The sequence below is a fragment of the Umezawaea sp. NPDC059074 genome (assembly GCF_042738955.1).
In the GTDB taxonomy this organism is placed as follows: domain Bacteria; phylum Actinomycetota; class Actinomycetes; order Mycobacteriales; family Pseudonocardiaceae; genus Umezawaea.
Map to the genome: position 1 here is coordinate 92,251 of NZ_JBHYHC010000001.1, position 22,865 is coordinate 115,115.

General features: G+C 71.6%; 22 protein-coding genes. 11 read left to right on the forward strand and 11 right to left on the reverse strand.

What is annotated here, in order from left to right; all coding sequences use genetic code 11:
• Positions 1-105: 105 nt before the first annotated feature.
• Positions 106-987, reverse strand: coding sequence for a 3-methyladenine DNA glycosylase (locus tag ACFWW9_RS00425; protein WP_390370213.1), 882 nt, complete (start codon positions 985-987; stop codon positions 106-108).
• A gap of 29 nt (positions 988-1,016) precedes the next feature.
• Between ACFWW9_RS00425 and ACFWW9_RS00430 the strand changes: the two genes are divergently transcribed.
• Positions 1,017-1,583: a sugar O-acetyltransferase gene (locus ACFWW9_RS00430; protein ID WP_390370214.1), complete on the forward strand. Its 567-nt coding sequence runs from the start codon at positions 1,017-1,019 to the stop codon at positions 1,581-1,583.
• On the opposite strand, the gene ACFWW9_RS00435 is transcribed toward ACFWW9_RS00430, so the two are convergent.
• Positions 1,580-2,521 carry an ArsR/SmtB family transcription factor gene (locus tag ACFWW9_RS00435; protein ID WP_390370215.1) on the reverse strand — a complete coding sequence of 314 codons (942 nt, stop codon included), beginning with the start codon at positions 2,519-2,521 and terminating at the stop codon, positions 1,580-1,582. The two genes, ACFWW9_RS00430 and ACFWW9_RS00435, sit on opposite strands and share 4 nt — an antisense overlap.
• On the opposite strand from ACFWW9_RS00435, the gene ACFWW9_RS00440 reads away from it, so the two are divergent.
• On the forward strand, positions 2,520-3,740 hold the full coding sequence (locus ACFWW9_RS00440; RefSeq protein WP_390370216.1) for an MFS transporter: 1,221 nt from the start codon (positions 2,520-2,522) through the stop codon (positions 3,738-3,740). The genes ACFWW9_RS00435 and ACFWW9_RS00440 overlap by 2 nt on opposite strands.
• Here the strand turns inward: ACFWW9_RS00440 and ACFWW9_RS00445 are convergent.
• The 4 genes from ACFWW9_RS00445 to ACFWW9_RS00460 all read right to left on the reverse strand — a co-directional run bounded on the left by ACFWW9_RS00445 (position 3,737) and on the right by ACFWW9_RS00460 (position 8,514).
• Entirely contained in the window at positions 3,737-4,774 is a 1,038-nt protein-coding gene (locus ACFWW9_RS00445) for a hemolysin family protein (RefSeq protein ID WP_390370217.1), read from the reverse strand. The two genes, ACFWW9_RS00440 and ACFWW9_RS00445, sit on opposite strands and share 4 nt — an antisense overlap.
• Positions 4,771-6,105, reverse strand: coding sequence for a hemolysin family protein (locus ACFWW9_RS00450; protein ID WP_390370218.1), 1,335 nt, complete (start codon positions 6,103-6,105; stop codon positions 4,771-4,773). The genes ACFWW9_RS00445 and ACFWW9_RS00450 overlap by 4 nt, the downstream gene beginning before the upstream one ends.
• Before the next feature lie 166 nt (positions 6,106-6,271).
• On the reverse strand, positions 6,272-7,312 hold the full coding sequence (locus ACFWW9_RS00455; RefSeq protein ID WP_390370219.1) for a LacI family DNA-binding transcriptional regulator: 1,041 nt from the start codon (positions 7,310-7,312) through the stop codon (positions 6,272-6,274).
• A 149-nt stretch (positions 7,313-7,461) separates the two neighbouring features.
• A complete protein-coding gene (locus tag ACFWW9_RS00460; protein WP_390370220.1) occupies positions 7,462-8,514 on the reverse strand; it encodes a serine hydrolase in 1,053 nt (350 codons plus the stop codon).
• 89 nt (positions 8,515-8,603) lie between these two features.
• Between ACFWW9_RS00460 and ACFWW9_RS00465 the strand changes: the two genes are divergently transcribed.
• Complete coding sequence (locus tag ACFWW9_RS00465; RefSeq protein ID WP_390370221.1) at positions 8,604-9,311, forward strand: SDR family oxidoreductase; 708 nt, start codon at positions 8,604-8,606, stop codon at positions 9,309-9,311.
• On the opposite strand, the gene ACFWW9_RS00470 is transcribed toward ACFWW9_RS00465, so the two are convergent.
• From ACFWW9_RS00470 to ACFWW9_RS00485, 4 genes are all read right to left on the reverse strand, one after another.
• Positions 9,312-10,343 (reverse strand): amidohydrolase family protein, encoded by a 1,032-nt coding sequence (locus ACFWW9_RS00470; protein WP_390370222.1) that lies wholly within the window; start codon positions 10,341-10,343, stop codon positions 9,312-9,314.
• A 54-nt stretch (positions 10,344-10,397) separates the two neighbouring features.
• Positions 10,398-10,748, reverse strand: coding sequence for a hypothetical protein (locus tag ACFWW9_RS00475; RefSeq protein ID WP_390370223.1), 351 nt, complete (start codon positions 10,746-10,748; stop codon positions 10,398-10,400).
• A 136-nt stretch (positions 10,749-10,884) separates the two neighbouring features.
• Positions 10,885-11,328, reverse strand: coding sequence for a cupin domain-containing protein (locus ACFWW9_RS00480; protein WP_390370224.1), 444 nt, complete (start codon positions 11,326-11,328; stop codon positions 10,885-10,887).
• On the reverse strand, positions 11,325-12,836 hold the full coding sequence (locus ACFWW9_RS00485) for a diguanylate cyclase domain-containing protein (RefSeq protein WP_390370225.1): 1,512 nt from the start codon (positions 12,834-12,836) through the stop codon (positions 11,325-11,327). Before ACFWW9_RS00485 ends, ACFWW9_RS00480 begins: the two co-directional genes overlap by 4 nt.
• A gap of 199 nt (positions 12,837-13,035) precedes the next feature.
• Here ACFWW9_RS00485 and ruvC point away from each other — a divergent pair, with 199 nt between their 5' ends.
• From ruvC to ACFWW9_RS00525, 8 genes are all read left to right on the forward strand, one after another.
• Positions 13,036-13,611 (forward strand): crossover junction endodeoxyribonuclease RuvC, encoded by a 576-nt coding sequence (gene ruvC, locus ACFWW9_RS00490; protein ID WP_390370226.1) that lies wholly within the window; start codon positions 13,036-13,038, stop codon positions 13,609-13,611.
• Positions 13,608-14,198, forward strand: a complete 591-nt coding sequence (gene ruvA / locus ACFWW9_RS00495; protein ID WP_390370227.1) for a Holliday junction branch migration protein RuvA — start codon at positions 13,608-13,610, stop codon at positions 14,196-14,198. Before ruvC ends, ruvA begins: the two co-directional genes overlap by 4 nt.
• Positions 14,195-15,208 carry a Holliday junction branch migration DNA helicase RuvB gene (gene ruvB, locus ACFWW9_RS00500; protein WP_390370228.1) on the forward strand — a complete coding sequence of 338 codons (1,014 nt, stop codon included), beginning with the start codon at positions 14,195-14,197 and terminating at the stop codon, positions 15,206-15,208. The genes ruvA and ruvB overlap by 4 nt, the downstream gene beginning before the upstream one ends.
• Positions 15,209-15,307: 99 nt before the next feature.
• Complete coding sequence (gene yajC / locus ACFWW9_RS00505; RefSeq protein WP_390370229.1) at positions 15,308-15,688, forward strand: preprotein translocase subunit YajC; 381 nt, start codon at positions 15,308-15,310, stop codon at positions 15,686-15,688.
• Positions 15,689-15,890: 202 nt separating this feature from the next.
• A complete protein-coding gene (gene secD, locus ACFWW9_RS00510; protein WP_390370230.1) occupies positions 15,891-17,759 on the forward strand; it encodes a protein translocase subunit SecD in 1,869 nt (622 codons plus the stop codon).
• Between the two features lies 1 nt (position 17,760).
• The gene (gene secF, locus ACFWW9_RS00515; RefSeq protein WP_390370231.1) at positions 17,761-18,951 is read left to right on the forward strand and encodes a protein translocase subunit SecF; all 1,191 of its coding nucleotides are present in this window, start codon (positions 17,761-17,763) and stop codon (positions 18,949-18,951) included.
• A complete protein-coding gene (locus tag ACFWW9_RS00520) occupies positions 18,948-19,466 on the forward strand; it encodes an adenine phosphoribosyltransferase (RefSeq protein WP_390370232.1) in 519 nt (172 codons plus the stop codon). The genes secF and ACFWW9_RS00520 overlap by 4 nt, the downstream gene beginning before the upstream one ends.
• An 80-nt stretch (positions 19,467-19,546) precedes the next feature.
• Entirely contained in the window at positions 19,547-21,847 is a 2,301-nt protein-coding gene (locus ACFWW9_RS00525) for a RelA/SpoT family protein (RefSeq protein ID WP_390370233.1), read from the forward strand.
• A gap of 121 nt (positions 21,848-21,968) precedes the next feature.
• On the opposite strand, the gene ACFWW9_RS00530 is transcribed toward ACFWW9_RS00525, so the two are convergent.
• Positions 21,969-22,838, reverse strand: a complete 870-nt coding sequence (locus ACFWW9_RS00530) for a peptidylprolyl isomerase (RefSeq protein WP_390370234.1) — start codon at positions 22,836-22,838, stop codon at positions 21,969-21,971.
• Positions 22,839-22,865: the final 27 nt, after the last annotated feature.

Below are 22,865 nucleotides of genomic sequence, written 5' to 3' on the forward strand. Positions count from 1 at the left end.
CCGCCCCGACGACACCTGTACCGGCGGTCGTCACGCTAACAGGTGAAGACTGAGGGCTGGGTTAAGTAATTGTGGACGAGATCGCGTGACATTTACCCGAATGGGTCAGCTGCTCACGGCGGAAGTGTGACGCAACGTCACTGAAAGTTCCAGTAGCGCGGCGCGCAGCGGTTCGGCCCTCGCGGTGAACGCCGCCTGCCGCCGCACGTACTCGGCACGACCCTCCGGCGTCTCGATCGCCACCGGCTCGTAACCCAGCGGCGCCAAGTCGTACGGGCTCGCGCACATGTCCAGCTCGCGCACCTCCAGCGCCAGCTCGAAGCAGTCCGCCACCAGCTCCGACGGCGTCGCCGGATCCAGCTTGTACGCCCACTTGAACAGGTCCATCGTCGCGTGCAGGCAGCCCGGCTGCTCGAACTCGACCTGCGTCTCCCTGGTCGGCTGGAGCGTGTTGTGCGGCCGCGCGTCCGGCGTGAAGAACCGGAACGCGTCGAAGTGCCCGCACTGCACGCGGCTCGCGTCCACGACCGCGTCCGTCCCCGCCGACCCGAGCCGCAGCGGCCACGCGTTGTGCCGCACCTGCTCGGGCCGCTGCCGGTAGACCATCGCCCACTCGTGCAGCCCGAAGCAGCCCAGCCGCGGCGCCCGCCGCGCGGTCGCCCCGAGCAGCCGCCGCACGAAGTCCACGGTCGGCTGCCGCGCCTCGGCGAACCGCTCCACGTCCAGCGCCACCCCGTCGGCGGTCTCGCCGTACGCGGGCCACTTCAGGAACTCCCGCGCCGCGTCGCCCTCCAGCACCACGCCGGGGCCGGGGTGCCAGCGCTCCAGGCGGGACGGCCGGTGCGAGTAGTAGGAGAAGAGGAAGTCGAGCACGGGGTGCTTCTCCCCGGTCGCCTTCCGCTCGTGGTGCGGCCCCGTCCAGCGCCGCACGCGCTCCCGGTGCCGGTCCCGGCGCGCCGTCCACTCGGCTTCGGTCAGCACCACCATGGGGCCAGTTTATTTGTACGGTCGTCCGCATGACGCCGGACACCCGATCCATGCGCGAGCGGATGCTCGCCGGAGACCTCTACCTCGCCGACGACCCCGAACTCGACGAGCTGTCCCACCGCTCCGAGGACTTCCAGACCGCCTACAACGCCACCGGTTCCCGCGACGGCGCGGAACGCGCGCGGTTGCTCGCGGAGTGGTTGGGCGGCGTCGGCGAGGGCACCGTCATCCGCCCCCCGTTCCGCGTCGACTACGGCGGTTTCATCACCATCGGGGCCCGCACGTTCGCCAACTTCGGCCTGGTGGCACTCGACGTGGCCCCGATCACGATCGGCGACGACGTCCAGATCGGCCCGAACGTCCAACTCCTGACCCCCACCCACCCGGTGGCCCCGGAACCCCGCCGCGCGAAGTGGGAGGCCGCCAAGCCGATCGTCATCGGCGACAACGTGTGGCTCGGCGGCGGCGCGATCGTGCTGCCGGGGGTGACGATCGGGGAGAACACCGTGGTGGGCGCGGGCGCGGTCGTGACGAAGGACCTGCCACCGAACGTCGTCGCGGTGGGCAACCCGGCACGGGTGGTGAAGGAGATCTAGTCCGCCCCCTGCACCAGCGCCAGCCCCAGTGCCGTCCGCAGCGACACCACTTCCCGCCCCTCCCGGCGGCTCACCGCCAGCCCCGTCTCCCGCAGCACGGTCAGGTGTTGGGACACCGCCCCGGCCGTCACGTTCAGCCGTTCCGCCAACTCCGACACCGTGCTCGGCCGTTCCAGTTCCAGCAGCAGCCGGGCCCGTGTGCCGCCCAGGAGTCGGCCCAACGCCGGACGCGCCGGGGGAGTCGGGCGGGTCCACAGGGTGCCGAAGCCGGTGGCCGGGTAGCACAGGGCCACGCGGACGGGGCTGTCGCGGAGGTAGACGGTGGGCCAGATGAAGGCCGACGGGACGAGGACCAGGTCGCGGTCGCCCAGTTCGGTGACGGTGCCGTCTACCCCGACGGCCGTGCGGTGCCACTTCACGGTGTCGTGCAGTTCGTCGACGACCGTGGGGCCGCCGCGTTCGGTCAGCCTGCGGCCTCGGCGTTCGACGTCGCCTTGGAGGACGCCCTCCAGGCGGGGCCAGAGCGGGGCGATGATCGCGTCGTGGACGGCGTGCAGGCGGTCGTGCAGGGGTGGGAGGGCACTGGCGTCGGGGAGTGGGCCCAGGCGGTCCGAGGGGGTGCGGAGCACGGCGTCCACCTCGGTCGCGAAGCACGGGGAGCGCAGGCCCGGTGTGGGGATGAGGAACTCGGGCACGATCGGGGTCGCGGTGGCGAGGTGGCGCAGCAGGCGGAGCCACGGGTCGTCGGTCAGGGCGGCCAGGCGTTCCGCGGCCCACGCGGTCCAGCGCTGGTGGACCGGGGCGCACTCCGGCGCGGCCAGGACGCGCAGGCCGGCGATCGTTTCCCAGAGCGGTGACACGGCGAAGCGGAGGGCCATCGCCTCAGCCCAGCCTAAAACGTTCGACTTGGCCAGCACACCCGACAAGGTGGACGCCATGGGGACCGGGTGGGGGCGTTTGCAGGCGGTGGCGATCAGCGGGTCGGCGGGGGAGGGGCTGCTGCTGACGGCCCTACCGCTGCTGGCGGTCACGATCACCACCGATCCGCGGCAGGTGGCGCTGGTGAACGTGGTGGGGCAAGCGCCGTGGCTGCTGTTCTCGCTGGCCGCGGGGGTGTTGATCGACCGGTTCCGGCGCACGTCCGTGCTGGCGGCGGCGTTCGCCGTGCAGGCCGTCGCGGCGGCCGCGCTGGCCGTGGCCGCGACCACCGGCACGCTGAGCCTGCCGCTGCTGCTCGTCGTGGCGTTCGTGGTGACCAGCGCGCAGGTCCTCGGCGACGGGGCGAGCGGGGCGCTGGTGCCGGACGTCGTGGGGCCGGACCGGCTGGCCGCGGCGAACGCGCGGATGATCGTCATCGAGCGCGGGGTCGTGCAGTTCGTGGTGCCGCCCGCCACGGGGTTCCTGCTGGCGGTCGCCGCGGGCCTGCCCGCGTGGCTCGCCTGCGCCACGGCGCTCGCCGCGGTGGTCCTGACCCGCGGCATCGCCGTCCCGCACGTGCCGAGCCCGCCGGGTCACCCGCTGCGGGACGTCAGGACCGGGTTGGCGTTCCTGGTCGGCAGCCCGCTGCTGCGCACGATCACCCTCTCGGTCGCGCTCGGCGCGTTCGCCGCGAGCGCGACCCAGGCCATGTTCGTCCTGTACGCGACGCAGGTCCTGCACGTCGGCCCGGTCGGCTACGGCGTGCTGCTGGCGTGCCTGGCCGCGGGGTGGATCGCCGCGTCGTTCGTCGTGCACCCCGTGGTCACGCGCCTCGGCTACGCCTGGTCGATGCGGCTCGCCTCGACCGCCGCGGGCGTGGGGAGCGTGCTCATCGCCGTCCTGCCCGCGAGACCCGCGCTCGTCGCCGCGACGCTGGTGGCCGTGTCGTCCACGACCCTGGTGTGGAACGTGTGCTCGCAGTCGAGCCGCCAGCGGTTCACGCCCACGCCGCTGCTCGGCCGCGTGCTGACCAGCCACCGCGCGCTCGCGTGGGGCCTGACGCCGCTGGGCGCGCTGGCGGGCGGGTTCGTCGCGGCCCACTGGGGTCTGCGCTGGGTGTGGGGGATGGCCGCGGTCGTGCAACTGCTGGCCGTGGTGCTGACGTGGAGGACGTTGTCCCCCAAGGGGTTCGCCGAGGAGGAGGCCCGCGTCGCCGCGGGCCTCCCCGGTCGGACCTAGAGCTCGCGGCTCACGTGCGTGCCGTCGCGGACCGTGCCGACGTACTCCTCGACCAGGTCCTCCATCGCCACGACGCCGCACAGCGTCCCGTCGGCGTCGACGGCCCGCGCGAGGTGCGACTGCGCGCGCCGCAGCGCGGCCAGCGCCTCGTCCAGGTGCGCGTCGACCGGCAGGTCCGGCAGCCCGCGGATGCGGGTGCGCGGCACCGGCGTGCCCGGATCGGCGCCCGCGAGGTCCAGCACGTCCTTGACGTGCAGGTAGCCCAGCAGGCGACCGTTGTCGCCGCGCACCGGGAACCGGGAGAACCCGGTCCGGGCCACGGACGACTCGACCTCGCCGACCGTCGGGTTCGACGACAGCGTGGTCAGCCGGTCCAGCGGCACCAGGACGTCCGCCACGGTCCGCTCGGCCGACGACAGCGTCTGGGCCAGCCGCCGGTGCTCGGAGTCCTCCAGCAGGCCTTCCTGGCGGGACTGGGCGATCAGCATCGCCAGCTCGTCGGTCGTGTACGCCGACTCCAGCTCGTCCTTCGGCGTCACGCCCATCAGCTTCAGCACGGCCGTCGACACCACGGTGAACATCCGCAGCACCGGCCCGACCAGCTTGCAGAACCCGTAGTGCACCGGCACGAGCCAGATCGCCAGCTGCTCGGGGTTCGCGATGGCCAGGTTCTTCGGCACCATCTCGCCGAGGATCGTGTGCAGCGCCACCACCATGATCAGCGCCAGCGCGAACGAGATGCCGTGCCGCAGCGCCGTGGGGATGCCGACCGCGTGGAACGGGGTCTCCAGGATCGCCGCCACGGCGGGCTCGCCGATCGCGCCGAGCCCGAGCGAGCACAACGTGATGCCCAGCTGCGCGCCCGCGATGATCAGCGGCAGCTGCCTGCCCGCCTTGATCGCGGTGCGGGCCCGGCTGCTGCCCTTCTCGGCCAGCGCCTCCAGCCGGTCGCGGCGGGCGGTGATGATCGCGAACTCGGCGCCGACGAAGAACGCGTTGCCCGCGAGGAACAGGACGAGGACCAGGATGCTCACTGGGCCGCCACCTGCTCGGTCTCGGCGACCTTGGCCACCCGCAGCTCGGCCGTGCGGTGCCGGTCCATCCGCATCACGGTGATCCGCCAGCCGTCGACCCTGATCTCGTCCCCGACGTCGGGGATCCGACCCAGCCGGGCCATGACCAGGCCCGCGAGGGTCTCGTAGTCGCCCTCGGGCATCCGGAACCGGGTGGCCTCGGCGACCTCGTCGTCGCGCAGCAGCCCCGACACCATCCAGCTCCCCTTGCCCAGCGGGCGGACCGGAGCGGCCTCGCCCCGGTCGTGCTCGTCGCGGACGTCGCCGACGATCTCCTCGACCACGTCCTCCAGCGTCACCAGGCCGGCCGTGCCGCCGTACTCGTCGACGACCAGCGCGGTCTGCAACCCCGAGGCGCGCAGCCGGTCCAGCAGCGCGTCGCCCTCCAGGGTCTCCGGCACGGTCTGCACCGGCCGCGTCAGCGCCGACACCGGCGTGGTGCCGCGCTGGTTGACCGGCACGCTGAACGCCTGCTTGACGTGCACCATCCCGCGCACCTCGTCCAGGTCCCCGTTGTGCACCGGGAACCGGGAGAACCCGGTCTCGCGGGTCTTGGAGATCAGGTCCAGCACGGTCGCGTCCATCCGCAGCGCCTCGACCTGCACGCGCGGCGTCATCAGCTCGCCCGCCGTGCGGTCGCCGAAGCGCAGCGACCGGTCCAGCAGGGTCGCGGTGCCCTGGTCGAGCGTGCCGTGCTCGGCGCTGGAGCGCACCAGCGCGCCCAGCTCCTCCGGCGACCGCGCCGACGCCAGCTCCTCGACCGGTTCGACGCCGAAGCGCCGCACCAGCCAGTTCGCCGCCAGGTTCATGCCGCTGATCAGCCAGCGGAACATGCTGGAGAACGCCGACTGGAAGCCGACCACCGCGCGGGCCGTCTCCATCGGCTTGGCGATGGCCAGGTTCTTCGGCACGAGCTCGCCGAACACCATCGACACGGCGGTGGCCAGTGCCAGCGCGAACGCCAGCGCCAGCGGGTCGGCGACGGCCAGCGGGACGCCGATCGCGGTCAGGCCGGGTTCGACCAGTTCCGCGATGGCGGGCTCGGCGATGTAGCCGGTGATCAGGGTGGTGATGGTGATGGCCAGCTGGGCGCCGGAGAGCTGGAAGGACAGCGTCTTGTGCGCCTTCTGGAGCTTCAGGGCCTTGGCGTCGCCCACGACGGCGGCGTGGTTGTCCACGGTGCTGCGTTCGAGGGCGGTGAGGGAGAACTCGGCGGCGACCGCGGTGGCGGTCCCGATGGTGAGCGCGATGACGGCCAGCAGGCCGAGGACGCTCAGGAGGGTTCCGATCACCTGCTGCCTCCGGCGGAGGGCGGGATCGGGCTGGTGTGGCAGCCGGGTGTTCGACCCGGCTCAGTACTGAAACCAGGTGACTGCGCGTCGCGCACGGTAAGGAGTCACTCCTCGGTGGATCTTGCAGGTGGGGGAACGCTTCGGTCCAGTTTAGAGGTTGTGGCGGTCAGCGCAGGCCGGTTCCGGAGGGTGAGCGGGTGCTCGCTCTCAGCACGACCTCGCCCGCCACCTTGACCGTGCGGGGCTCGTCCGCTCCCTCGTCCAGCACCAGCCGCGCCGCGCGCTCGCCCAGCTCCTCCAGCGGCAGCCGGACGGTGCTCAGCCCCGGCACCAGGTCCCGCAGCGTCGGGATGTCGTCGAACCCGGCCATCGACACGTCCTCCGGCACCCGCAGCCCGGCCTCGCGCAACGCCGCCATGGCGCCGAGCGCCATCACGTCGTTCACGGCGAACACGCAGGTCGCGCCGGTCTTCGCGGCCAACAGCTCGACCGCGGCCGCGTGGCCGCCGTCCCTGGTGAAGGCCCCGGTGATCACCGACGACGCGGGCAGGTCGACCCCGGCGTCGGCCAGGCCCGCCTTGAACCCGGCGAGCCGGTCGCGCGCCACGATCAGGTTCGACGGCCCGGCCAGCACGGCGAACCGCTTGTGCCCCAGCGCCGCGAGTTCTCGCGCGAGCGCCCGCGCGCCCGCGCGGTTCGACGGCACCACGGTGTCGGTGGGGATGCGGGCCTGCGAGACGCACGCCACCCGGCCGCCCTGCGCGGCGAACGCCTCGATCTCGGCGGCGAGCCTGCCCGTGGAGCCGCGGTCGGTGGTGCGGCTGCCCGCGATCACGACGGCCCGCGCCCGGTGCGCGCGCAGCGTGTACAGCAGCTCGACCTCGCGCTCGGGGTCGCGGCCGGTGGTGCCCAGCACCACGACCAGCCCCGCCTCCTCGGCGATCCGCGTCACGCCCGCGGCGATGCTGGAGAAGTACGGGTCGGAGATGTCGTGCACGACGAGGCCCACCAGGACGCTGCTGTTGCGCGCCAACGCCTGCGCGGCGGCGTTGGGCAGGTAGCCCAGTTCCTGGGCGGAGCCGACCACGCGGTCCCGCAGCTCGTCGCTGACCTGCCGCGTGCTGCCGTTGAGCACGCGCGAGGCGGTCGCCAGCGACACCCCCGCGTGGCTCGCGACCTCCGCCAGCGTCACCTGCCTGGGAGTCAAAACCCGTGCCTCCTCGTTCGCGTGCCCGGAGCCTAGTCGTCACGGGCCCGGCGCGCGGCGCGGCGGGGAGCGAACGGGTCGGTCGTCGACGGCGGCGACCACCGACCCGGTCCACAAGGTGAGGAGCGCGCTCCGCACCGGGAAATACGTCAGGCTCCGGTCCAGGGCCGGTAGGCCTGCGAGCGGAACGCCCGAGGAGCGGCGCAGGTGATCTGGAGCACCGAGTCGAACAGCGTCCGGCCCAGCGCGGCGCGGGCCCGCAGCGCCGGGTGCGTCGCGCCGTAGTTGTCCAGGTTGGCCGCGGCGTCCCCGCGGAACTGCCCGGACGCGAACAGCGCGTAGGTGATCACCGGCTTGCCGTCGGCGGAGAACACGATGCCCGCCTCGTTGCGGCCGTCGTCGAACCAGCCGGCCTTGGTCGCCACCTGGAGCCGCTCGTTCGACGACAGCTCCAGCCGGATCCCGTCGGTGAACGCGGTCAGCGACCGCAGGATCGTCAGCAGGTACGCGGTGGACGTGGGCGACAGCAGCTCACCCGCCACCAGCCTGCGCAGCAGCCGGTCCGTCTCCCGCGGCGTGGTCGTGCCGAGGAAGAACCGGTTCGGGTTCGCGACCGGCACGACCTGCGTGTTCGGGAAGCCCTTCCCGCGCAGGATCTCGTTGATCTCCAACGCGGGCGCGACCAGCCCGCACAGCCGCACGGCCGTGTTGTCGGACACCGTCAGCAGCGCCGCCAGCGCGTGCCCGATCGTCACCGAACTGGGGTACGCCCCGTCCAGCCCGAAGATGCCGTCCGTGTCCTGGATGACGATGGCGGCGGTCACGTCGACCCGCTGGTCCAGCGTCAGCAGCCCGCGGTCCACCTTGTCCAGCACCGCGACGGCGACCGCGATCTTGTTGACGCTGTACGCCTCCACGACCGCGTCCGCGTTCTCCTCCACGGCGGACCGCACCGAGCCGTCCGCGTTGGCCACCCCGATGTAGGACGACCAGGAGCCGCGCGCCTTGCGCGTCTCGAGCCGGTACTTGCGCGCGATCTTCCGCCGTGCCACGTCAGCCGAACGCGGGATCAACGACTCCAGTTCCGGCTCCGTGTCCACCTCGTCGGCCTGCGCGGACGCCGCCGCGGCCGACGTGCCCAGAACAGCCGAGGCCGCGGCGACCGACCCCAAGCCGAGCGCGAACCTGCGAGTGATGTTCATCGGTGTTCCCCCACCTCGTTCGGACCAGTTCCTTGATCCAACCAGGTGGCGCTGTCGTCCCGCTGACGACTTTGGGTAGCGTCCGGTCCATGGGGGATTCGGTCTTCGTCATCACCGGCGCGTCCAGGGGCATCGGCGCGGCCACCGCACAACTGGCGGCAGCGGCCGGGTACCGCCTGGTCCTGACCTCGCGGCACGCCGAACAGCTGGTCAACGCCGCCACGCGCTTGGGCGGCCCGGACCGCGTCTGGGCGGCCTCCTGCGACGTCACGTCGTGGCACGAGTTGGCCTTCCTGATGGAGCGCGTGGAAGACGAGTGGGGCTCGATCGACGTCGTCTTCGCCAACGCCGGGTCGAGCGTCGTCACGTCGTTCACGACCGACGAGGGCGCACCCCCGGCGGAGTGGGCGGACATGGTCCTCACCAACGTCTGCGGCCCGGCCTACACGGCGAAGGCCGCCATGCCCGCGTTGCTGCGCAGCCGGGGCCACCTGGTCCTCACCGGCTCGGCGGCGGGCCGGGGCGTCCGCCCCGGCAACCTGTACTCGGCCACGAAGTGGGCGGTTTCCGGCCTGGCGCAGAACATCCGGGCCGAGTGCGTCGGCACCGGCGTGCGCGTCACGGTCGTCCAGCCCGGCCTCACGGACACCGGCGCGATCCCCGAGTCACGCGCGACCGAACCGAAACTGGACCCAGCCGACGTGGGCCGCGCCGTCCTGTACGCCGTCTCCCAGCCACCGTCGGTGGACGTCGGCGAGATCCTCGTCCGACCGACCGGGCAGGGGCCCTACCGCTAGCTACCGCACCACTTTCCCCCGCAGGACGACCCGTCGGGGAAACGCGAGGACACCGGGCTCCGCGGTCGGATCCCGGTCGTAGGCCACGAGGTCCGCGGGGCCCCCGTCGACCAACCCCGGCACGCCGAGCCACGCCCGAGCCCGCCACGACGCCGCCCCGACAGCGGCCTCCGCCGTCAAGCCCGCCCGGATCAACGCCTGGACCTCCCCGACGACCGTCCCGCACGGACGGCTGTCCGTGCCCGCCAGCACCTCGACCCCGGCCTCCCGCGCGACCGGGATGGTGGCCAGCATCCCCTCGACCCCCTGTCGCAGGAAGTCGCTGGAGGTGGGCCCCACGAAGTCCAGGAACGCCCCGAGCGTGGGCACCAGCGCCGTGCCCTGGGCCGCCATCCGCTCGACCAGCCCGACGTCGAGGTTCATCCCGTGCTCCAGGCTGTCCACCCCGGCCTCCACGGCGTTCCGGCACCCGTCGGCCGTCTGGCAGTGCACGGCCACCCGCCCGCCGACCGCGTGCACGGCCTCCACCACGGCCGACAGCACCCCGACCGGCACGGCGGGTTCCCCGGCGGCCCAGTCCCCGATCACCTTGCACCACCCGGAAGACGCCGAAGCCTCCTCGACGGCCGCCGCGACCAGGTCGGCCTCGTCCACGTTCCGCCCCCACCCGGCGAAGAACCGCCCCGGCGTGGCCAGCCACCGCCCGGCCGACCGCACCCGAGGCAGGTCGGGCTCCTCGTCCACCCACCGGGGCATCCGGCCCGCGGTCCCCGGCGTCCGCACCAACAGCACCCCGGCGTCCCGGTGCAGTCCCAGATCCGCCCGGAGCAGGTCGTGGTCGAACGGATCGCCGGGCTTGGCGCTGCCGGGATGCGTGTGCGCGTCCACCAGGCCCGGCAGCAGCCACCCGCCGTCCACCACGGTCTCCGCGCCCGGCACCGGCGAGGTCCGCAGCCGGTCGCCGTCGATCCAGAACGTCCGTTCCTCGCGCTCCGGCAGCACGATCCCCCGCACCCGCACCACGGTCCCCATCCGACCGACCCTACGGCGACCGCGCCGCGCGCGGTCGCCGCAGGAGTCATCCGATCAGCACCAGCGCAAACCGGGGATGATCATCGGTCCCTTCACGAAGACCGTGCTGACGTACCCCCACACGTTGAACTTCTCGTTGTAGACCCACACCCAGACGGTGGACTCGTTGCCCAGGTAGAAGATCCGCTGGCCCGCGGTCTGGCACTCCGCCCAGTGGACCCCCTTCTCGATGACGCCGGAGAACCCGCTGTCGATCGACGGTCCGGGCCGCATGTTGACCGGCCCCGCGTACAACTCGATGTTCTGCGCCTGCGCTCCGACGCCGGGGTCGGCGGACGCCGTCCCCGCCAGCAGCGCCAGGCACCCCACGACGACGGCGAGCAGCGCCGCCGCCCTTCTCCCCATTGATCCCATCCGGTTTCCCCCTAAGGACCCGGCCGGTGACCCCCACGCGACCGGTGGTCGAAGTCTTCCGCTTTCGGCCGGAACCCGGTGGGAAATGAACCGCGAGCACCTGATCGGAGGCGTCCGGTCGAGTGGCCTACGGCGCGCAGAGCCCGCGGATCTCCGTGGCGTGCGAAGGAAACTCCACGGCCAACGCGTCCGCGTCCCCGAACTCCACCACGTCATCGGTGTAGGGCGGCACGACCACGGTCGTCACCAACGTCCAGTCGTCGGACCGACTCGCCTGCCACGCCCCGGCGGGCACCACCACCTGCGGCCGCTGCCCCTCGCCCAGCCCACCACCCAGCACCGGCGCGCTCACGCTCCCGTCCGGGTGCAGCAACAGCATCCGCAACGGAGCCCCGAGGTGGTGCGCGTACACCTCGACGTTGCCCAACCGGTGCAACGCCGAGAACTCGCCGGGGCGCAACAGGTAGTAGATGGTCGACAGGTCCCCGGACCGGTACCCCTGCGCGAAGTGCCCGCCCTCGACGGGCAGCGGCTCCAACCCCAGCGCCTCGATGACGTCCTCGGCGTTCACGTCAGCTCCGTCGCTGCCACGGACCCGTGCACGACAACCATCCCCTTGCCCAACCGCTTGGCCGTGTACATCGCCGCGTCGGCCGACCCCAGCAGGTCGTCCGCGGTGGCCGCGCCGTCGAAGACCTCCCGGTGCGCGATCCCCACGCTCGCCCGCACGAGGTGCTCCCGTCCCTGCGTCCGGTGCGGCGACTTCAACGCCTCCAGCACCCGCACCCCGATCTCCGACGGATCGGCCCCGCTCTCCACGAGCACCCCGAACTCGTCCCCGCCCAACCGGGCCACGGTGTCCTCCTCCCGCACGCACCGCTGGAGCCGGGCCGCCACGATCCGCAGCACCGCGTCCCCCTCGGCGTGCCCGAAGCTGTCGTTCACGTGCTTGAACCCGTCCACGTCGATGAACGCCAGCACCACCGGGTCCCCGCGTTCGAGCGCCGCCGTCAACCGCTGCCGGAACAGCTCCCGGTTCGCCACCCCGGTCAGCGGGTCGTGGAACGCCTGGTGCCGCAACTGCTCCCGGCTCTCGTGCAGCTGGTCCAGCAACCGGGCGTTGTCCATCAGCGTCACGAGCTGCCGGACGATCACCAGCAGCACCACGCCCAGCCCGGTGTAGATCTCCAGCGGGTTGAACCGCACCCCGGTGGCCGTTCCCACGATGATGAACAGCCCGGTGATCAGCATCGGCAGGTACGGCACGAGCAGGTGCAGCAGCTCGCCGGTGCCGAGCTTCCCCGGCCGCGCGACCCGCCCCCGTGTGGGCGCGAGCGCGCTCATCAGCAGCAGCACCGGGCAGGCCATGAACCCCGCGTCGGCCACCGGCGGGATCGCCTCGGCCCCGTGGCTCACCAGCCACGCGAAGATCCACCCCGACGACGACTGCGCCAGCCCCGCCAGCGCCAGGAACAGCATCGGCAGCTGCCGCACCGGCTTGTGCGTCCACGACGTCACCAGCAATGTCACCAGCAGCACCAGGTAGGCGGCCGGGTGCGCCACCACCGTCGCGAACCCCGGCCCCGACGTCGCCCAGGCCCGAGCGATGGACTCCAGCGCCGACACCCACGTCAGCACGAACAGCGACCCGACCACGATCAGCCCGTCCAGCACCACCACGAGCTTGCTGCGGTGGTTCGGCAGCGAGTCGGTGGCGCCGTGCGCCAGGGTCAGGACCGCCCCCAGAGCCAGCACCGGCGTCAGGATGAACCCCAAGGGCGCCAACGTGGACGACGGCAGCGAGACGCCGAGGAACAGCTGCCCCCAGATCCACGCGCTCAGCCCGACGGCCAGCGCGGACATCGACGCGACCATCCACAGCCGCCACCGGCGCTCGGTGCCGGTCCGCCGCCCGGCGGCCCGCCAGTAGAGGACCAGCGCGGTGACGGTCGCCGTGAGTTGCGACGTCTTGTCGAGCGCGACGGAGGCCGTGTGGCCGAGGACGCCGGACACCACGACGACGAGCAGCACCAGCAAAAGGGTGCCGAGGAAGGCCGCCTGGGCGCTGAACCGCCTCATGTCATGGCCCCCCGCTTTGCCGCGTCCGGGAAGGTGAAGTGGATCAATGGGACCGGGCCACCGTAGCGAGGTGGTGACTCACTGTCGACCGCGGGCACGGGCGATGTCGCCAATCCGTGACTGTCGCGTGTCGTGGGAACCCCGGCCGCGCCCACCCACTAAAGTTCGAACGGATGTTCGTCTCGGTGGAGGGACCCCAGTGCGCGTGTTCGGCGTCGACCCAGGCCTGACCCGGTGCGGGTTCGGCGTCGTCGACGGCGGTCCCGGCCGGACGGTGCGGATCGTGGCGGTCGACGTCGTCCGCACGTCGGTCGACGACGAGCTGGCGATCCGGCTGATGCACCTGGCCGACGAGGTGGAGGTCTGGCTGGACCGCTACCGGCCCGAGGTGATCGCCATCGAGCGGGTGTTCAGCCAGCACAACGTCCGCACCGCGATGGCGACCGCGCAGGCGGGCGGGGTGGTCGCGCTGGCGGCGGCTCGGCGGGGTCTGCCGGTCATGTTCCACACGCCCAGCGAGGTCAAGGCCGCCGTCACCGGGTCGGGTCGCGCGGACAAGGCGCAGGTGACGACGATGGTCACCAAGCTCCTCGGCCTCGTCGAGGCCCCGAGGCCCGCGGACGCCGCCGACGCGCTCGCGCTCGCCATCTGCCACATCTGGCGCGCGCCGATGCAGACCCGGATGGCGCAGGCGCAGGCCAAGGCCGCCGAGATGGCCCGCACGCACAAGCTCAAGCTCGCCCAAGCCGCGAAAAACGGAGGTAGGACCAAGTGATTTCGTCGCTGCGTGGGCAGGTGCTGTCCATCGGACTCGATCACGTGGTCGTGGAGGTCGGGGGAGTGGGGTTCGCCGTGCAGGCGACGCCCACGACGCTCGCCGGGCTGCGGCGGGGCGAGGAGGCGACCCTCTCGACGGCGCTGGTCGTGCGCGAGGACTCGTTGACCCTGTTCGGCTTCACCGACTCCGACGCTCGCGAGCTGTTCGGGCTGTTGCAGACCGTGTCCGGCATCGGGCCGAGGATCGCGCTGGCGACGCTGGCGGTGCTGGAGCCGGACAAGCTGCGGGCCGCGCTGGCGGACGGCAACATCTCCGTGCTCACCCAGGTGCCCGGCATCGGCCGCAAGGGCGCGGAGCGGCTGATCATCGAGCTGCGGGACAAGGCGGGCCCGCTGCCGACCGCCGACGGCGTCGCGGACGGGGCCCCGCAGGTGCGCGAGCAGGTCGTGGAGGCCTTGCTGGGCCTCGGGTTCCCGGTCAAGCAGGCCGAGACGACCGTCGACGCGGTCATCGCCGAGGATTCCTCCCAGACCACGCCGACCGTGCTCCGCCGTTCGCTGGCCGCTCTGGGGCGCAAGAGGTGAACTACGAGGACGAGGACGAGACCCTCTCGCCGCTGGTCATCCCGACCGAGCGGGACGTCGAGACCACGCTGCGGCCCAAGGACCTGACCGAGTTCGTCGGCCAGCTCAAGGTCCGCGAACAGCTCGAACTGGTGCTGCAGGGGGCGATGCGGCGCGGGTCGCCGCCGGACCACGTGCTGCTGTCCGGCCCTCCCGGCCTCGGCAAGACCAGCCTCGCGATGATCATCGCCGCCGAGCTGGGCGCGTCGCTGCGGATCACCTCCGGTCCCGCGCTGGAACGGGCGGGCGACCTCGCCGCGATGCTGTCGAACCTCGTCGAGGGCGACGTGCTGTTCATCGACGAGATCCACCGCATCGCCCGCCCCGCCGAGGAGATGCTGTACCTCGCGATGGAGGACTTCCGGGTCGACGTCGTCGTCGGCAAGGGGCCCGGCGCGACCAGCATCCCGCTGGACATCGCGCCGTTCACCCTGGTCGGGGCCACCACCCGGTCCGGGTCGCTGACCGGCCCGCTGCGCGACCGGTTCGGCTTCACCGGGCACATGGAGTTCTACGCGCCCGACGAGCTGGACCACATCATCCGGCGCTCGGCCAGGATCCTCGGCGTCGACCTGCGGGAGGACGGCGCGCTGGAGATCGCGGGCCGGTCCCGCGGCACGCCCCGCATCGCGAACCGACTGCTGCGCCGGGTCCGCGACTTCGCCGAGGTCCGCGCGGACGGCGTGGTGGACCTCCAGGTCGCCCGCGACGCGCTCGCCGTCTACGACGTGGACGAGCTGGGCCTGGACCGGCTGGACCGGGCCGTGCTCGGCGCGCTGGTGCGCTCCTTCGGCGGCGGCCCGGTGGGCGTCGCGACGCTCGCGGTCGCGGTCGGCGAGGAGGTGACCACCGTGGAGGAGGTGTGCGAGCCGTACCTGGTCAGGGCCGGCATGCTGGCGCGTACGCCCCGAGGACGCGTCGCCACCGACGCCGCGTGGTGGCACCTGGGATTGCGGCCACCCACGGCCTGACGAGTGATCGGGTTCCATGACCTGGCACAATCGCCGGTGGCACCCAGAAAAATCGGACGTTCCGGACACCTCTGCGGACGTCCGGCCGAACGGAGAATGATGAACCTTTCGTCCCTGATGTTCCCGTTGCTGCTGGTGCTGCTCGCCGTGCCGCTGTTCCTCAGCGCTCGCAAGCAGAAGCGCGCGGCCGCCGAGCAGCAGTCGCTGCTGGCCTCGCTGGAGCCGGGTGACCGCGTGATGACCACCTCCGGTCTCTACGCGACGGTCGCCGACGCCACCGACGACGCCACCATCGACCTGGAGATCGCCGACGGCGTCGTGACGACCTGGCTGCGCCAGGCGGTGCGCGAGAAGATCGTCGCCGCCGACACCGTCGACGAGTACGAGGACGACGCCGAGGAAGACGCCGTCGTCGACGAGGTCGCCCCGGCGACCGCCGCGGAGATCGCGCCGCCGCTGGAGCACAACACCAAGAAGTAAGCGCGTCGGAGCGCGTCGGTCCGCGGTTGGCAACGGTCAAATGTGCCAACTGCGGGCAGTGACGTCCAGCTCACACGACGCGGGGTACGCTGCGCCCTCGCCCGGACTGAACACCTTCGGGTGAGGGCGTGCTGTCCTCGTCCCACCAGGACGAGGCCTGCCGACCTGACATCATCTTCCAGTTCGAGGAGACGGACGGACCGTGGCACCTCCGGCCGGGCAGATCCGCCCAGCGAAGTACCTGGGCGCATTTGTCCTCATCGTGGTCGCGCTGTACTCCCTGGTGTTCTTCACCGGGAGCGGCAAGGCGACCCCCAAGCTCGGCATCGACCTCCAGGGTGGAACGCGGGTCACGCTGACCGCGCGAGCCCCCGACGGGAAGACTCCGACGGACGAGGCGCTCAACCAGGCCCGAACCCTCATCGAGACCCGTGTGAACGGCCTCGGTGTGTCCGGCTCCGAAGTCATCCGCGACGGCACGAACCTGGTCATCACCGTGCCCGGCGCGGACGGCGAGGGCGCGAAGAGCCTCGGCAAGACGGCGCGCCTGGCGTTCCGCAAGGTCGTGGGCTCCCCGGCGCAGAACATCCCGCCGGGCGCGATCCCCGCCAACCCCTCGGGCAGCGCGGCCCCCAGCACCTCCGGCAGCGCCGCGCCGACCTCCGGGTCGGTGCCGCCGCCGAGCGAGACCGCGGGCTCCGGCACGCCGTCGAGCAGCAACGCGCCGCAGGGGCGTCCGGCTCCGCTGCTGGAGCAGCAGCCGACCACGACGCCGTCCGCGCCGCCCGCGAGCGACGCGGCCCAGCCGCCCGCCAGCAGCGCCGCGCAGCCGCCCGCCGACCAGCCCGACTGCCAGGCGGTGTTCAACGGCAAGTACTCCGAGGACACCACCAAGGCCATCGCCGAGGCGAAGGCGTGCAGGCAGGACCCGGCGCTCACCACGCTCGACGCGCAGACCGTGCAGCAGGCGCTCCAGGCGTTCACCTGCCCGGACAAGGTCGACCCGCTGATCGGCAACGACGACTTCGACAAGCCGCTCATCACCTGCGACCAGGACAAGACGAGCAAGTACGTCCTCGCGCCGGTGAACCCGGCCGCCGACGACAAGACGACGAAGCCGGACGACTTCTCGCTCTACACGCGCCTGACCGGTGAGGACATCAACAACGCGACCTCGGGCAGCGACCCGCAGGGCGCGGGCTTCGTGGTCTCCCTGGACTTCAAGGGCGACGGCGGCTCCAAGTGGGGCAAGTTCACCACCGCGAACACGCAGCAGCAGGTCGCCGTGGTGCTCGACAGCCAGGTCGTGTCGGCGCCGAACATCAACGAGCCGATCCTCGGCGGCAACACCCAGATCAGCGGCACCTTCACCCAGAAGGAGGCCGACCAGCTCGCGAACGTGCTGAAGTACGGCTCGCTGCCGCTGTCGTTCGAGGCCTCCGAGGCCGAGACGGTGTCCGCGACCCTGGGCCTCGCCTCGCTGGAAGCCGGTCTGATCGCGGGCGGCATCGGCCTCGCGCTGGTGTTCGTCTACTGCCTCTTCTACTACCGCCTGCTCGGCATCCTGACGATCCTGTCGCTGGTGCTGTCCGCGGGCATCGTCTACGCCGTCCTGGTGTTGCTCGGCCGCTGGATCGGGTTCACCCTGGACCTCGCGGGCATCGCGGGCTTCATCGTGTCGATCGGCATCACGGCGGACTCGTTCGTGGTGTTCTTCGAACGGTTGAAGGACGAGGTGCGGGAGGGGCGGTCGTTCCGCTCGGCCGTGCCGCGCGCCTGGATCCGGTCGCGGCGGACGATCCTGTCCGCCGACGGCGTCAGCTTCCTGGCCTCGGCGATCCTGTACGTGATCGCCGTCGGCCAGGTGAAGGGCTTCGCGTTCACGCTCGGCATGTCGACCGTGCTCGACCTGGTGGTCGTCTTCCTGGTCACGCACCCGCTGGTGGCCATGGCGTCGAAGTCCAAGTTCCTGTCCAACCCGAAGCTGTCCGGCCTCGGCGGGGCACAGCAGGCCGGTGTCGACCAGCGCGCTCACGCGGGCTCGAAGAGCACCGCCGTGAAGGAGGCCTGACGTGGCTAAGACCAAGGGCAACGGTGTCTTCCACCGCCTCTACGTCGGCACGGGCGCGTTCGACATCATCGGCAAGCGCAAGCGCTGGTACCTGATCTTCGGCCTCATCCTGCTGGTCTGCATCGGGTCGATCGGGTTCAAGGGCTTCAACCTCGGCATCGACTTCGTCGGCGGCACCAAGATCCAGATGCCGGTGTCCAGCTCGGCGGGCGAGATCCAGGTCAGCGCCGTCAAGGAGAGCTTCACCAAGGCGATCGGCAAGGAGCCGACCGCCGTGCAGAGCGTCGGCACCGGCGGCAACGCGACCATCCAGATCCGGTCCGAGACGCTGAACGTCGACCAGGTCACCAAGCTCAAGACCGAGCTGAACACCGACCTGAAGCCCACCGGCGGCATCCAGACGATCAGCGACAGCGCGGTGAGCGCGTCCTGGGGCGGTGAGATCACCACCAAGGCCCTGATCGCGCTGATCGTGTTCCTGATCGCCGTGGCGATCTTCCTGGCGCTGTACTTCGAGCTGTCGATGGCGCTGGCCGCGCTCATCGCCGTGCTGCACGACGTGCTGATCACGGCGGGCGTGTACTCGCTCGTCGGGTTCGAGGTCTCGCCCGCGACGGTGATCGGCCTGCTGACCATCCTGGGCTTCTCGCTCTACGACACGGTGGTCGTGTTCGACAAGGTCAAGGAGAACACCAGGGGCATCCTGGGCCTGACCCGCCGCACCTACGGCGAGGCGGCCAACCTGGCCGTCAACCAGACCCTGATGCGGTCGATCAACACCTCGCTGATCGCCCTGCTGCCCGTGCTCGGCCTGCTCGTGATCGGCGTCGGCTTCCTCGGCGTCGGCACGCTGAAGGACCTCGCGCTGGTGCAGCTGACCGGTATCTTCATCGGCGCGCTGTCGTCGATCTACATCGCGACCCCGGCCGCGGTCGACCTGAAGATGCGCGACGCGAAGTACCGGGCGCAGGCGGCCCGCGTGCTGGCCCGCCGCGAGAGCCTCGCCAAGAAGGCCGCCGCCGGTCACGTGACCGACGACGCGCCCGACGGCGTCGAGTCCGGCGACGACCGGGCGCTGGACGCGGAGATCCGCAAGGAGAAGGCGTACGCGGCGGCGGCCGGTGTGCCGTCCCGCACGCCCAAGGCCACCGACCTCCGTCGTGGCCGTCCGACCGGCAAGAAGCAGCGTTGAAGCTCGACAACGCGCTGAAACTCCTGCGTGAGGTCCCGGACTTCCCCCGTCCGGGTGTCGTCTTCCGGGACCTCACGCCGGTGCTCGCCGATCCCGACGCCCTGCGCGCCGTGGTGGACGGGCTGCAAGGCGAGATCGACCCGGACACGCAGGTCGTCGCCGCGATCGAGTCGCGCGGCTTCCTGCTCGGCGCGCCGCTCGGGTACGGCTGGCACTACGGCGTCGTGCCGCTGCGCAAGCCGGGCAAGCTCCCCGCCGTGGCGCACCGGGTGTCCTACGACCTGGAGTACGGGACCGCGGAGCTCGAACTGCCCGAAGGCGCCATCCTCCCCGGTCAGCGCGTCGTGGTCGTCGACGACGTGCTCGCCACCGGCGGCACCGCCGAGGCCGCCTGCACACTCGTGGAGCGCGCGGGGGCGATCGTGACGGGCGTCTCCGTGGTCCTGGAGATCACCGCACTGGGCGGCCGTGAGCGACTAGTCGGACGGAAGGTCCACGCGCTGCTCGCCGTGTGAAGTACCCCGCTCGTCGCCCCGCACGCCGGTTTTGCCGGCGTGCGGGGCTATTCTCGGGTCCTAGCCCCTGAGGAGCGTGGTTGAGCCAAGACACCGAACCCGCGGCGACAGCGCAGCCCGTGCCCGCACGGCCGCCGTCAGCCACCAGGCGCGTGCGCGCCCGACTCGCGCGGCGCATCACCGCCCAGCGGGCCGCGCCCGTGAAGCAGGTGCTCGAGCCCCTGGCGGCCGTCCACCGCGACCTGCACCCCAAGGCCGACCTGGCGCTGCTGCAGAGCGCGTACGACGTGGCCGAGGAGAAGCACCGGCCGCAGCGCCGCAAGTCCGGCGACCCGTACATCACGCACCCGCTCGCCGTGGCGACGATCCTGGGCGAGCTGGGCATGGACACGACCACGCTGGTGGCCGCGCTCCTGCACGACACGGTCGAGGACACCGACTACTCGCTGGAGGCGCTCCGCGAGGACTTCGGCGACGAGGTCGCCCGCCTCGTGGACGGCGTCACGAAGCTGGACAAGGTGAAGCTGGGCGCGGCCGCCGAGGCCGAGACCATCCGCAAGATGGTCATCGCGATGGCGAAGGACCCGCGGGTGCTGGTCATCAAGCTGGCCGACCGGCTGCACAACATGCGCACGATGCGGTTCCTCCCGCCGGAGAAGCAGGCGCGCAAGGCGCGCGAGACCCTGGAGGTCCTCGCCCCGCTGGCGCACCGCCTCGGCATGGCGACGGTGAAGTGGGAGCTGGAGGACCTCGCGTTCGCGATCCTCCAGCCGAAGAAGTACGACGAGATCGTCCGGCTCGTGGCGAACCGGGCCCCGTCGCGCGACACGTACCTCGGTGGGGTCATCACCGAGCTGACCGGTCAGCTGGAGGGCTCGCGGATCACCGCGAAGGTCGAGGGCAGGCCGAAGCACTACTACTCGATCCACCAGAAGATGATCGTCCGCGGGCGCGACTTCGACGACATCCACGACCTCGTCGGGGTCCGGATCCAGGTCGACGAGGTCCGCGACTGCTACGCCGCCATGGGCGTCGTGCACGCGCTGTGGCAGCCGATGCCCGGCCGGTTCAAGGACTACATCGCGCAGCCGCGGTTCGGCGTCTACCAGTCGCTGCACACGACCGTGATCGGGCCGGACGGCAAGCCGCTCGAGGTCCAGATCCGCACGTACGACATGCACCGCACCGCCGAGTACGGCATCGCCGCGCACTGGCGGTACAAGGAGACGCGCGGGACGCACAACGGCAAGGGCGTCGAGGTCGACGAGATGGCGTGGATGCGCCAGCTCCTCGACTGGCAGCGGGAGGCGGCCGACCCCGGCGAGTTCCTGGAGTCGCTGCGCTTCGACCTGGCCGCGCGCGAGATCTTCGTGTTCACCCCGAAGGGTGACGTCGAGACGCTGCCCGCCGGGTCCACGCCGGTCGACTTCGCCTACTCGGTGCACACCGAGGTGGGGCACCGGTGCATCGGCGCCCGCGTGAACGGCCGCCTGGTCGCCCTGGAGCGGAAGCTCGAGAACGGCGAGGTCGTCGAGATCTTCACCTCGAAGGCCGAGGGGGCGGGCCCGTCGCGCGACTGGCTGTCGTTCGTCGCCTCGCCGCGCGCCAAGGCGAAGATCAAGCAGTGGTTCGCGAAGGAGCGCAAGGAAGAAGCGATCGAGGTCGGCAAGGACGCCATCGCGAAGGAGGTCCGACGCGTCGGGCTGCCGTTGCAGCGGCTCGTCTCGGCCGACTCGATGGGCGCGCTGGCCAAGGAGCTGCACTACCCGGACGTGAGCGCGCTGTACGCCGCGGTCGGCGAGGGGCACACGTCCGGGCGGCACGTCGTCCAGCGGTTGGTGGCCCAGCTCGGCGGGGTCGACCACGCCGAGGAGGAGCTGGCCGAGCGGTCCACGCCGTCCACGGTCACGCGTCGGCGGGTCACCGGTGACGCGGGTGTCGTGGTCAAGGACGCCACCGACGTCTGGGTGAAGCTCGCCCGCTGCTGCACGCCGGTGCCCGGCGACGACATCCTCGGGTTCGTGACCCGCGGTGGCGGCGTCTCGGTCCACCGGACCGACTGCACGAACGCCGACGAGCTGCTGGCGTCGCCGGAACGGCTGCTGGACGTCGAGTGGGCGCCGTCCGCGTCCTCGGTGTTCCTGGTCGCCATCCAGGTCGAGGCGCTGGACCGGCACCGGCTGCTGTCGGACGTGACGAAGGTGCTGGCCGACGAGAAGGTCAACATCCTGTCGGCGTCGGTGACCACGTCGCGGGACCGGGTGGCGGTGAGCCGGTTCTCGTTCGAGATGGGCGACCCGAAGCACCTCGGCCACGTGCTGAAAGCCGTCCGCAGCGTGGAGGGCGTGTACGACGTGTACCGGGTGACGTCGGCGAGCTGACGCGTCAGCCGGACGTGAGCGGGCTTTGGCAGGATGGTCCGCGGGTCCCGAGAAGTACCCAGGGGAAGACGCGAAGGGCCCCGGCAGACTCTCTGCCGGGGCCCTTGTGCGTGGTTCGTGCCTAGCCGACGGTGACCGTCTCGAACTTGACTTCCTTGTTCGGCTTGCCGCCACCGGGGGAGGGGTCGAACGAGCCGTCGTGGCCCGCCTTCGCGACCTCGTCGATGAGCTTCAGGCCGGCCTCGTCGAGGCTGCCGAACACGGTGTAGTCCGGCGACAGTTGAGCGTCGCCGTAGACGATGAAGAACTGGCTGCCGTTCGTGCCCTTCTGCGTCTCCGGGTCCGCGCCCGCGTTCGCCATGGCCAGGTACGAGCGGCCGTAGGTCAGCTCGGGCCACACCTCGTTGTCGAAGGCGTAGCCGGGACCGCCGGAGCCGGTGCCGGTCGGGTCGCCGCACTGGAGCATCTGGAGACCCTCGGTGCCGATGCGGTGGCAGCTCGACCCGTCGTAGTACTTCTGCGTGACCAGGCTGACGAAGCTGTTCACCGTGCACGGGGCCAGCGACTTGTCGAGCGTCAGCTTCAGCTCGCCGATGTTCGCCTTGATCGTCACGGTCTGCGTGCCGGTGGACGGGATGCCCGCCGCCTCGGGAGCCTTGATGTCGGGCTTGGAACCCGGCTCCTTGGACTGGCGGTACTCGCAGGTGACCGGGTCCGCCAACGGCGTCGGGCGCTTGGGCAGCGCCTTGATCTCCGTCGGGATCTGGATGGGCTTCGGGGCCGCGCTGCTCTCACCGGGGGAGGCCGCCGCGTCGCCGTTGCTCCAGTCGCGCGTCGCGAGGAAGTAGACGCCGCCCGCGACCACGATCACGGTCACGGTCGTCGCCACCAGCGCGGTCAGCCTTCGGCGCTTCGCTCGTTGCTGTCGGTTGACGAGCTGACGCTCCAGCTTCCGCTTTGCTTGTTCGCGGCGCTGCTCGTTGTTCGGCACCTGCTCCCTCCCCAGGGATCTCGTGCT